The sequence below is a fragment of the Streptomyces sp. NPDC101191 genome (assembly GCF_044767915.1).
Taxonomy (GTDB): Bacteria; Actinomycetota; Actinomycetes; order Streptomycetales; family Streptomycetaceae; genus Streptomyces.
In genome coordinates, this window is the sequence record NZ_JBIWOU010000011.1 from 202,132 (window position 1) to 214,696 (window position 12,565).

Annotated in this window: 1 protein-coding gene and 1 pseudogene; both read left to right on the forward strand. The window is 72.9% G+C overall.

All coding sequences use genetic code 11. The annotated features are described in order from the left end of the window. Nucleotides 1-40 precede the first annotated feature (40 nt). Nucleotides 41-11,419: pseudogene (locus tag ACIRQF_RS33760) on the forward strand (SDR family NAD(P)-dependent oxidoreductase); the annotation flags it as partial. A gap of 175 nt (nucleotides 11,420-11,594) precedes the next feature. Beyond that, the gene (locus ACIRQF_RS33765; RefSeq protein WP_404098239.1) at nucleotides 11,595-12,494 is read left to right on the forward strand and encodes a proline iminopeptidase-family hydrolase; all 900 of its coding nucleotides are present in this window, start codon (nucleotides 11,595-11,597) and stop codon (nucleotides 12,492-12,494) included. The last annotated feature ends 71 nt before the right edge of the window (nucleotides 12,495-12,565 follow it).

Sequence of the window (12,565 nt, forward strand, 5' to 3'; positions counted from 1 at the left end):
AACCGACGAGAAGCTCGTCCATGCGCTGCGCGCCTCCGTCAAGGAGACCGAGCGGCTGCGCGGACAGCTGCGACAGGTCACGGCGGACAGCCGCGAACCCGTCGCGATCGTGTCGATGGCCTGCCGCTACCCGGGCGGCGTCGCCTCCCCGGAGGACCTGTGGCGCCTGGTCGCCGAGGGCCGCGACGCGGTCTCGCCGTTCCCGGCCGACCGCGGGTGGGACGTCGACGGCCTGTACGACCCCGAGCCGGGCGTCGAGGGCAGGTCGTACACACGTGAGGGCGGCTTCCTCCACGAGGCGGCCGCCTTCGACCCGGCCTTCTTCAACATCAGTCCCAACGAGGCCCAGATCATGGACCCGCAGCAGCGCCTGCTGCTGGAGACGTCCTGGGAGGCCTTCGAGCGCGCCGGCATCGACCCGGGCACGCTGAAGGGCAGCCGCACGGGCGTCTTCGCGGGCGTCATGTACCACGACTACCCGTACAACTCCGCGACCGGCGCCATCGCCTCCGGCCGCATCTCCTACGTGTTCGGCCTCGAGGGACCGGCGGTGACGGTGGACACCGCGTGTTCGTCGTCGCTCGTGGCGCTGCACCTGGCGGTGCAGGCGCTGCGGTCGGGGGAGTGTTCGCTGGCCCTGGTCGGCGGGGTGACGGTGATGTCGACGCCGGAGACCTTCGTCGAGTTCAGCCGTCAGCGGGGACTGGCCGCGGACGGCCGCTGCAAGTCGTTCGCCGACGCGGCGGACGGTACGGGCTGGTCGGAAGGCGTCGGTCTGCTGCTCGTCGAGAAGCTGTCGGACGCGCGCAGGCTCGGACACCCGGTGCTGGCCGTGGTGAGAGGCTCGGCGGTCAACCAGGACGGTGCGTCGAACGGCCTCACGGCGCCGAACGGGCCCTCCCAGCAGCGCGTCATCCGGGCCGCTCTCGCCAACGCGCGGGTCGGCGCGGACCAGGTCGACCTGGTGGAGGGGCACGGCACGGGGACGCGGCTCGGCGACCCGATCGAGGCGCAGGCGCTGCTGGCCACGTACGGGCAGGGCCGTGAGGTCGGCGAGCCGCTCTATCTGGGGTCGGTGAAGTCGAACCTCGGGCACACGCAGGCGGCCGCCGGAGTCGCGGGCGTGATCAAACTGGTGCAGGCGATGCGGCACGGCGTGATGCCGCGGACCCTGCACGTGGATCAGCCGTCGTCACAGGTCGACTGGGCCGCCGGGGCGGTCGAGCTGCTGACGGAGGCGCGGGCCTGGCCGATGGTGGACGACCGCCCTCGCCGGGCCGCGGTCTCGTCCTTCGGCATCAGCGGCACCAACGCACACGTCATCGTCGAACAGGCGCCGGAGGAGGGGGAGTTCTCGGTCCCGAAGACCGGACGACCGGTGGCACTGACCTGGTCGGCACGCTCGCCGGAGGCGCTGACGGAGTCCGCCGCACGTCTGGCCTCCTGGTGGACCGGTCGCGAGGACGTGGAACCGGGCGAGGTCGCCTCGGCGCTGGCCCACGGACGCGCGGCGCTGGAGCACCGGTCCGCCCTGCTCGCCTCGTCCCGAGAAGAGGCGCTGACCGGCCTGGCCGCGTTCACCTCGGAAGCCCCCGGGGCCGCAGTCACCGGACGGGTGATATCGGGGCGGACGGGGTGGTTGTTCACCGGGCAGGGGTCGCAGTGGCTGGGGATGGGTCGGGAACTGTACGCGGCGGAGCCGGTGTTCGCGGCTGCGTTTGACGCGGCGTGTGAGGCGCTGGACCGGCATCTTGAGCGGCCGATCCGTGAGGTGATCTGGGGCGAGGACGCTTCGTTGGTGGATGCGACGGTGTTCACGCAGGCGGGTCTGTTCGCGGTGCAGGCGGGTCTGGTGGGGGTGCTGCGGCACTGGGGTGTGAGCCCGGACGTACTGGTCGGGCATTCGATCGGGGAGATCTCCGCCGCGTACGCCGCCGGGGTGTTCGGGCTTGCGGACGCGGCGCGCCTGGTGGTGGCGCGGGGGTCGTTGATGCAGGCGCTGCCGGGGGGTGGCGGCATGTTGGCGCTGGCTGCCGGCGTGGAGCGGGTCGAGGGGCTGATCGCGGGTCTGGGCGTGGACGTCGCGGCCGTGAACGGGCCGAGGGCCGTTGTGGTCTCCGGTCCGGTGGCGGAGCTCGAGCGGGTGGCCGGCGCGGCGGAGGGGGTGGGGGTGCGGGCGACGCGGTTGTCGGTCTCACACGCCTTCCATTCGCGTTTGATGGAGCCGATGTTGGAGGAGTTCGCCGAGGTCGCCGCCACCGTCACGTATGCCGAGCCGAGCATTCCGGTGGTTTCCAATGTCACCGGTCTGGTCGTGTCGGGGGAGCTGACGGACCCGGGCTACTGGGTGCGGCACGTGCGCGAGGCGGTCCGGTTCGCCGACGGTCTGGCCACGGCCCGGGAGCTCGGCGTGACGCGCTTCGTGGAGGTCGGTCCCGAGGCCGTACTGACCGCGCTGGCCCGCCAGAACCTGGACGACGTCGCGGAGTCGGTGTTCGTCCCGCTGATGCGGCGTCCGAAGGAGGACGGTCCCGGCGCCCAGGCCCTGCTGCAGTCGGCGGCTGCAGCCCTGCACGTGTCCGGCGTGGCCGTGGACTGGCACCTGCCGGTCCCCGGTCGCCACCTCGACCTGCCGACCTATCCCTTCCAGCACCGCCGCTTCTGGCAGGACTCGATGCCGGTCGGCGCCGATCCGCGGCAGGTGGGCCAGTCGCCGACCGGGCACCCGTTGCTGGGCGCGGCGGTGACGGTTGCCGAGACCGGGGGCGTCGTCCTCACCGGGCGGTTCTCGGCCGAGGCGCAGCCCTGGCTCGCCGACCACGACATCAACGGGACGATCATCTTCCCGGGGACCGGCTTCGTGGAGCTCGCGATCCGGGCGGGCGACGAGGTCGGGTGCACCGCCCTGGAGGAGCTGACCTTGCGGACCCCGCTCGTCATTCCGGCATCCGGCGGTGTCCAGGTGCAGGTGAGCGTGGGTGCGGCGGACGGCTCGGGACGGCATGCCCTGGGCATCCACTCGCGGCCCGACGACGGCGGAGACGCCGGGGGCGCCGGGGACTGGACCTGCCACGCGGAGGCGGTGCTGTCGACGGCCCACGTTGCGGCCGCCTTCGACCTCACGACGTGGCCGCCTGCCGGCGCCGAGCCGATTCCGGTCGAGGGCGGGTACGAGCGGCTGGCCGAGCGCGGCTACCGCTACGGCCCCGCGTTCCGGAACCTCCGCGCGGCCTGGCGACGGGGCACCGACGTCTTCGCCGAGGTCGTCCTGCCCGAATCCGCAGATGCCGAGAGCTACGGCCTGCACCCTGCGCTGCTCGACTCGGCCCTGCACATCGACCTGATCGCCGGGGACGAGGAGGCGGAGGGGCAGACCTTCCTGCCCTTCGCATGGACCGACGTCGCGCTGCACGCGTCCGGATCCCGGGCCCTGCGGGTGCGCATCGAGCGGCGTGAGGGTCAGGCCGCCTCGGCGGTGTTCGTCGCCGACCAGAGGGGACGGCCGGTGGCCACCGTCGGGTCGGTGGCCTCGCTGCCGATCGCACCCGACCACTTCTCTTCCCCCGATCCGACCGCCGACGCGCTCTTCGGCGTGGCCTGGAAGCCGGTGACGATCGGCACGGCCGAGGGTGCCGAACCGGTCCCGACCGTCACGCCCGAGGAACTGGGCGCCGCCGAGGGCCCGATCGTGGTGTGCGACTGCACGCCGGGTGACGGCCACGTTCCCGAGGCCACGGCAGCGGCGGCCGAGGCCGCGCTGGGCACCGTGCAGACCTGGCTCGCCGACGGGCGGCGGACCGACCGCACCCTGGTCGTGCTCACCCGCGGCGGCATGGGTCCGGACGGTCCGGCCGGCCCCGCGGCCGGCGCCGTCTGGGGCCTGGTGCGGGCGGCGCAGGCGGAGAACCCCGGGCGCTTCGTCCTGGCGGACGTCGACCGCCCCGCCGACCTCGACCCCGCCGTGTGGCCGGCCGTCGTGGCCTCCGGGGAGCCCGAACTCGCCCACCGCCAGGGCACCTGGCTCGTACCGCGCCTGGAGAAGGCGAACCCCGACGGTGCTGGGTCGGGGTGGGGTGGGGGGACGGTGTTGATCACGGGTGGTACGGGTGGTCTGGGTGCGGTGGTGGCGCGGCATCTGGTGGCGTCGGGGGTGTCGTCGTTGGTGTTGGTGAGTCGTCGGGGTGAGGGTGCTCCGGGGGTTCGGGAGTTGGTGGAGGAGTTGTCCGGTGCTGGTGCTGGTGCTGGTGCTGGTGCCGGTGCCGGTGCTGGTGACGCGACTGGTGCCGCGACTGGGTCTGGCTCTGGCTCTGGGTCTGGCTCTGGGTCTGGCTCTGGGTCTGGGTCTGGTGCTGGTGCTGTGCGGGTGCGGGTGGTGGCGTGTGATGTGTCGGATCGGGATGCGCTTGCCGTGGTGGTGGGTGGTATCGGGGATCTGACGGGTGTGGTGCATGCGGCTGGTGTGGCGGACAACGGCATGGTGACGGGGATGTCGGCGGAGCGGTTGGGTGCGGTGTTGGCGGCGAAGGCGGATGCGGCGTGGCATCTGCATGAGTTGACGGCGTCGTTGTCGTTGTCGGCGTTCGTGTTGTTCTCGTCGGTGGGTGGTTCGTTGTTGGCGGGTGGGCAGTCGGCCTATGCTGCGGCGAACGTGTTCCTGGACGCTCTGGCCGCACACCGGCACGCGCAGGGCCTCCCCGCCACCTCCCTCGCCTACGGCCTCTGGCTGAACGAGGGCATGGGCGGCGCGCTCGGCGCGTCGGACGTCCAGCGGCTCCGGCGCCTCGGACTGCCGCCGCTCGACGCGGAGACCGGCCTCGCGTTGTTCGACGCCGCCCTCCGTTGCGAGCGGCCCCATGTCCTGGCCACGCCCGTCGACCGGGCCGCGCTGCGTGCCCGTACCGACGAGATCCCCGCACTCCTGCGCGGCCTCGTGCCCGCCGGCCGCCGCAAGGCCTCCCGCGCGGCCGTCCCCGCCTCCTCCGGACTGGCCGCCGCACTGGCCGGTCTGGACCCGGAGGCCAGGGCCCGGCGCCTGCTGGACCTCGTGCGAGGCCATGTCGCCGCCCTCCTCGGGCACGCCGGCGCGGACGACGTCGAGCCGGACCGCCCCTTCTCGGAGCTGGGCTTCGACTCGCTCGCCGCCGTGGAACTGCGCAACCTGCTGACCGCCGCGACCGACCTGCGGCTGCCCGCCACCCTCGTCTTCGACCACCCGAACGCGTCCGCCGTCGCGGCCCTGCTGGACGAGCTGCTTGCCGGACCGAGGGCTGAGGAGGCCTCCGCAGCCGTCGTCGTCCGCACGACCGCCGACCAGGACGACCCGATCGTCATCGTGTCGATGGCCTGCCGCTACCCGGGCGGTGTCGCGTCCCCGGAGGACCTCTGGCGCCTGGTCGCCGACGGCGTCGACGCCGTCGGCTCCTTCCCGACCAACCGCGGTTGGGATCTGGACGACCTCTTCGACCCCGAGCCGGGAGCCGAGGGCAAGAGCTACACCGACCGCGGCGCCTTCCTCCACGACGCGGACCGGTTCGACCCGGTCTTCTTCGGCATCAGCCCCAACGAGGCGCTGACCATGGACCCGCAGCAGCGGATCTTCCTGGAGGCCGCCTGGGAGACCTTCGAGCGCGCCGGCATCGAACCGGCCTCCCTCAAGGGCAGCCGCACGGGCGTCTTCGCGGGAGTCATGTACCACGACTACGGCGACCTCAGCAGCGGCGGCAGCGTGGTCTCCGGCCGTGTCTCGTACTCCTTCGGCTTCGAAGGCCCCGCGGTGACCGTGGACACGGCGTGCTCGTCGTCACTCGTGGCCCTGCACCTGGCCGTGCAGGCGCTGCGCTCGGGGGAGTGCTCGCTGGCCGTCGCGGGCGGGGTGACGGTGATGGCCACTCCGGCCATGTTCGTGGAGTTCAGTCGGCAGCGAGGGCTGTCGGTCGACGGCCGCTGCCGCTCGTTCGCCGAGGCGGCGGACGGCACGGGCTGGTCCGAGGGCGTCGGTCTGCTGTTGCTGGAGCGCCTCTCGGACGCCCGCAGGCTCGGGCATCCGGTGCTGGCCGTGGTGCGGGGGTCGGCGGTCAACCAGGACGGTGCCTCGAACGGCCTCACGGCGCCCAACGGGCCGTCGCAGCAGCGCGTGATACGGGCCGCCCTCGCGAACGCCCGGCTCGCCGGCGCCGACGTCGACCTGGTCGAGGGCCACGGCACGGGGACGCGCCTCGGGGACCCGATCGAGGCGCAGGCGCTGCTGGCCACGTACGGACAGGGCCGCGACAACCAAGAGCCGCTGTACCTGGGCTCGTTGAAATCCAACCTCGGCCACGCCCAGGCGGCCGCCGGTGTGGGCGGCGTGATCAAGCTCGTGGAAGCGATCCGCCACGGAGTCATGCCCCGGACGCTGCACGTGGACGCGCCGTCCTCGCAGGTCGACTGGACGGAAGGAGCCGTTCAGCTGCTCACGGAGGAGCGTGCCTGGCCGGAGCTGGACCGCCCGCGACGGGCGGCGGTGTCGTCGTTCGGCATCAGCGGGACCAACGCGCACGTGATCGTCGAGCAGGCTCCGGACCCGATCGGAGCAGAGGCCCCCGATCCGGGCGTCGAGGGCCCGGTCGCGGTCCCCCTGTCGGCACGTTCGCCGGAGGCGCTCACGGCATCGGCTGCACGCCTGGCGGCTTGGTGGGCCGCGTGTGAAGACGTGCAAGTAACCGAAGTCGCCGCGACGTTGGCGCACCGACGGGCCGCGTTGGAGCATCGAGCGGTGGTGACCGCCTCCACACGAGAAGAGGCACTGCAGAGCCTCGCGTCGTTCGCCTCCGGCGATGCCGGCGCCGTGACGGGCCGGGCGATGTCGGGGCGGACGGGGTGGTTGTTCACGGGGCAGGGCTCGCAGTGGCTCGGGATGGGCCGTGAACTGCACCCGGTGGAGCCGGCGTTCGCGGCTGCGTTCGATGAGGCGTGTGAGGCGCTGGACCGGCATCTGGAGCGGCCGATTCGTGAGGTGATCTGGGGTGAGGACGCGTCGTTGGTGGATGCCACGGTGTTCACGCAGGCGGGTCTGTTCGCTGTGCAGGCGGGTTTGGTGGGGGTGTTGCGGCACTGGGGTGTGAGCCCGGATGTGTTGGTGGGGCATTCGATCGGGGAGATCTCCGCCGCGTATGCGGCGGGGGTGTTCGGGCTTGAGGATGCGGCGCGGTTGGTGGTGGCGCGGGGGTCGTTGATGCAGGCGCTGCCGGAGGGTGGCGGCATGTTGGCGCTGGCTGCCGGCGTGGAGCGGGTGGAGAAGCTGGTCGACGGTCTTGCGGTCGACATCGCGGCGGTCAACGGACCAGCGGCAGTCGTCGTTTCCGGTCTGGTCACGGATCTGGAGCGGTTGGCGGGCCGTGCGGCCGATGCGGACGTGCGGGCGACGCGGTTGTCGGTCTCGCATGCCTTCCATTCGCGTTTGATGGAGCCGATGTTGGAGGAGTTCGCTCGGGTTGCTGGCACCGTCACGTATGCCGAGCCGGGCATTCCGGTGGTTTCGAATGTCACCGGTCGGGTCGTGTCGGGGGAGCTGACGGACCCGGGCTACTGGGTGCGGCACGTGCGCGAGGCGGTCCGGTTCGCCGACGGTCTGGCCACGGCCAGGGAGCTCGGCGTGACACGCTTCGTGGAGGTCGGTCCCGAGGCCGTACTGACGGCGATGGCGCGCCAGAGTCTCGACGACGCGGACGGGTTGACCTTCGCCCCGCTGATGCGCCGCCCCAAGGAGGGCACCTCCGCTCAGGTCACTCTGCTCACGGCGGCCGCCACTCTGTACGCGTCCGGGGTGGCCGTGGACTGGCACCTGCCCGTTCCCGGACGTCATCTCGACCTGCCGACCTACCCCTTCCAGCGCCGCAGCTACTGGCTGTCCGGACCGGTACGGACGTCTGTGGGCGTGGGGGCGGCGGGGCTGCGGGAGACCGGGCACGCTCTGCTGGCCGCCTCGGTCACGACCGCGGACGGTCTCTCCACGGTGCTGACCGGCCGCATCGGTGTGAACAGCCACCCCTGGCTGGCCGACCACGCCGTGGCCGGCGTGGTCCTCGTACCGGGCACGGCCCTTCTCGACATGGCGTTGTACGCCGCCGAGGTCACCGGGTACGGCGAGGTCGCCGAACTCGTCATCGGACAGCCCCTCACCCTGCCCGCCCACGGCGGCACGGACATCCAGGTCCAGGTCACCACGGCCGGCGACCGGGCGGAACTCACCCTCCACTCCCGCCCCGCCGACGATACCGAGACGTCCTGGACCACCCACGCCACCGGCACCCTCGTCGGCGCACCCGCTGCCGCCCCGGCCGCAGCAGTTCCGGAGACCTGGCCCCCTACGGACGCGAAGCCCCTCGACACCGACGACCTCTACGTCGAACTGCTCGACCAGGGCTACGCGTACGGGCCTGCGTTCCAGGGGCTGCGCGCGGCCTGGCGGCACGGGGACGACGTGTACGCGGAGATCGTGCTGCCGGAGGACGTGACCGCCGAGCGGCACCCCGTCCACCCGGCGCTTCTGGACGCGGCCCTGCACGGCCTCCGCTTCGGTGTGCACGGTGACCGGACGCCCGGCTCGCGTCCGGTGCTGCCGTTCGTCTGGCAGGGCGTCCGGCTGTTCCGCACGGGCGCGCGCGAGCTCCGGGTGCGGCTCTCGGCCCGTGGAGCGGACGCCGTACACGTGGAGTTCGCGGACGCTGCCGGGCAGCCGGTCGGCGCCGTCGAATCCCTTGTCCTGCGGGAGGCCCCGGAGGCGGTCGCCAGGGTCTCGGACACGCTCTTCGAGGTGACATGGACGCCGGCCACGCCGGCGCCTCTCGCGGGCGCCGATCCCGTCCCGGTGGTCTCACCGGCCGAACTCGCCGGAGCGTACGGCTCCGTGGTCGTCGCCGACTGCGTACCGGGCGGTGGTCCCGTCCCGGCCGCCGCACTGGAGCTGGCCGTCACGGTGCTCGGCACCGTGCGCGACTGGCTGGCCGACCCGGCGCGCGCGGGTGCCACGCTGATCCTGGTCACCCGGGGCGCGGCCGGACCCGACGGCGCCACGCCGACCGAGGTGGCCGCGGCGCCGGTCTGGGGTCTCGTACGGGCCGCGCAGTCCGAACACCCGGGCCGCTTCGTCCTGGTGGACGCGGACGACCCTCGTACGGTCGATGCCGGGGCCTGGCGCAGTGTGGCCGCGTCCGGGGAGCCCGAGTGGGCGGTCCGTGACGGGCGTTGGTACCAGGCGAGGATCGGCCGGCTCGCCGCACCCGTCTCCACACCCCTTCCCGCCACGGGACCCGATGAAGAGGGTGCTGGGTCGGGGTGGGGCGGGGGGACGGTGTTGATCACGGGTGGTACGGGTGGTCTGGGTGCGGTGGTGGCGCGGCATCTGGTGGCGTCGGGGGTGTCGTCGTTGGTGTTGGTGAGTCGTCGGGGTGAGGGGGCTCCGGGGGTGCGGGAGTTGGTGGCGGAGTTGTCCGGTGCCGGTGCCGGTGCGGGTGCTGTGCGGGTGCGGGTGGTGGCGTGTGATGTGTCGGATCGGGATGCGCTTGCCGTGGTGGTGGGTGGTATCGGGGATCTGACGGGTGTGGTGCATGCGGCTGGTGTGGCGGACAACGGCATGGTGACGGGGATGTCGGCGGAGCGGTTGGGTGCGGTGTTGGCGGCGAAGGCGGATGCGGCGTGGCATCTGCATGAGTTGACGGCGTCGTTGTCGTTGTCGGCGTTCGTGTTGTTCTCGTCGGTGGGTGGTTCGTTGTTGGCGGGTGGGCAGTCGGCCTATGCTGCGGCGAACGTGTTCCTGGACGCTCTGGCCGCACACCGGCACGCGCAGGGCCTCCCCGCCACCTCCCTCGCCTACGCGCTGTGGCAGACCGAGACCGGTCTCAGCCAGTGGCTCAGCGAGATCGACCTGCAGCGCATGCGCCGTACGGGCATGCCGCCGCTGACCGAGCGGGAGGGCCTCGCCGACCTCGACGCCGCCGTGGCGGCCGGCCGGCCGGCGGTGCTGTCGATGCACCTGGACCTCCCGGCACTGCGCCGGCTGCCCGAACTCCCGCATCCGATGCTCCGTGCCCTCGTGCCGGCGCCGCGGGTGGTCCGGGCGGCGAGCGGTGGACCGGGGCGGGACGACGCGCTGCGCCGACGGCTGCACGAGCTGTCCGGGGCGGAGCAACTGGCCGAGCTGCGCCGTCTCGTCCTCGGACGGGTCGCGACGGTGCTCGGATTCGACGACGAGGCCGACGTCGATCCCCGACGGGACTTCCTGGAGTCCGGCTTCGACTCGCTGGCCGCGATCGAACTCCGCAACCAGCTCAACAAGGCCCTCGGGCTGCATCTCCCGGCCATGGCCGTCTTCGACGGACAGAACCCGGAGCAGCTCGCCGCGCTCGTCCAGGCCGAACTGGCTGCCGCCGGTGCCGATGCCGGCACCGCGCCCGTCCCCGATGCCGATGCCGGCCCCCGCCCCCACCCCGCCTCCCACCCCCACCCCGGTTCCGGCCACGACAGCGCCACCGTCCGCACGGGCACGGGCTCCGGCACGCCCCCCGAGGGCGGCGCCGTGCCGGTCGCCGCCCCGGAGCCCGGCGCCGGTGCCGACTCCCTCAGCGGCCTGTTCCGCGAGGCGGTGCTGGCGGGCAAGGTCGGCCAGGCGTTCGGCGTCCTGCGCGCCGTGGCCGAACTGCGCGACAGTTTCGACTCCGAGGGAATGACGACCCCCCTGGCGTCGGCCCGGCTGGGCGACGGGCCCGGCGGCCCCCGGATCGTCTGCGTCTCGACGCCGATGGCCGGTGGCGGTCTGCACCAGCACGCCAGGCTGGCGTCCCACCTGCGCGGAGCCCGGCCGGTCTCCGCCCTGGCCCTGCCGGGTTTCGCCGCCACGGAGCCCCTGCCCGCGTCGGCTGAGGCGGTCGTGCACGTCATGGCCGAGAACGTGCTGGCCGCCGCCGAGGGCCGGCCGTTCGTCCTGCTCGGGTACTCCTCCGGCGGGCTGATCGCCTACGCCACCGCGCACCACCTGGAGCGGGTGCACGGCGTGGTGCCGGCCGGCGTGGTCCTCCTGGACACCTACCGGGTGCAGGACGAGGCCATGGTGGTCGGCATGGACCGGCTGGCGCGGAGCCTGCTGGAGGTCGAGCGCACCGTCGGCCGCTACGACAGCACCCGGCTGTCCGCGATGAGCCGCTACTTCGACATCCTGCCGGACTTCACGCTGGACGCCGTGTCCGCGCCGGTGCTGTTCGTCACCGCGACCGGCGACTTCCTCGACCGTACGCAGTACGAGGGTGACCCCGGCGACCTCAAGGCCCGGCCCTGGGACCCGGACCACGTGCTGCGCACGGCACCGGGCAGCCACTTCACGCTCATCCAGGACGACGCCGCGAGCACGGCCGCCGTCGTCGAGGACTGGGTCGGGCAGCTGTAGGGGGAGCGCCGCCCCCTACAGGGGGCCGCAGCGGGTCCGCGGGCCCGTTCCCGTCACTACCGTCGCAACCGAATGCCGGACCTGACCCGCCGACCGCGCGCGCCGCGCCGGACCCCTCGGCCGCCGCCGGTCCGGCGCATCCGCGCGCCGCATCCGGCGTGGAAGGAGAAGTCGCATGGCGCTGCCACCGAGTGCCCGAGGGACCGTGGCCTTCGGCCCGTACCGGACCTGGTACCGGGTCACCGGGGACCGCAACGCCGCCCGGCCGACCGTGGTGCTGGTGCACGGCGGTCCGGGCAGTACGCACGACTACCTGCTGAGCCTCGCCGCGCTGGCCGAGCACGGCTGGCCGGTCGTGCACTACGACCAGATCGGCAACGGCGGTTCGACGCACCTCCCGCAGGCGGGCGCGGACTTCTGGACCGTGGACCTGTTCCTGGACGAGCTGGACAACCTCGTCCACGCCCTCGGGATCGCCGACGACTTCGTCCTCCTGGGGCAGTCCTGGGGCGGCATGCTCTCCTCCGCCTACGCCGCCCGGAGGCCGAAGGGCCTGCGGGGCCTCGTCGTCGCCGACTCGCCCGCCTCCTATCCGCTGTGGCGGAAGGAACTCCAGGCGCTCCGCGCTCAGTTGCCGCCCGGCGTGAACGAGACGCTGCTCGCGCACGAGGCCGCCGGCAGCACGGACAGCCCGGAGTACCTGGAGGCCATGAACGTCTTCTACGACCGCCACGTCTTCCGTCTGCCGGCGAAGCCGACCGAGCTGACCGCGTCGTTGATGGAGATCGCCAACGACCCGACCGTCTACTTCACGATGAACGGGCCGAGCGAGTTCCATGTCGTCGGCACCCTGCGCGACTGGTCCGTGACCGACCTCCTGCCGCGTATCGAGGTTCCCACGCTGCTCGTGTCCGGACGCCACGACGAGGTGACCGTCGGCGCGGTGCAGCCCTACTTCGACCTGATCCCCGACGTGCGCTGGGAGATCTTCGAGGAGTCGAGCCACGGCCCGCACCTCGAAGAGCCCGAGCTGTTCATGAAGGTGCTCGTCGAGTACCTGCGTTCGCTGGACTGAGCCGAGCACACGGTCCCGTGCCGCGGGCCGAGCGTGCGGCCGGGCCCACGGCCGAGCGCCCGCCCGCGCCG

Bases quoted from the DNA above. Each gene is read 5' to 3' on its own strand.
- ACIRQF_RS33765 (WP_404098239.1), top strand. From the start codon at position 11,595: ATGGCGCTGCCACCGAGTGCCCGAGGGACCGTGGCCTTCGGCCCGTAC.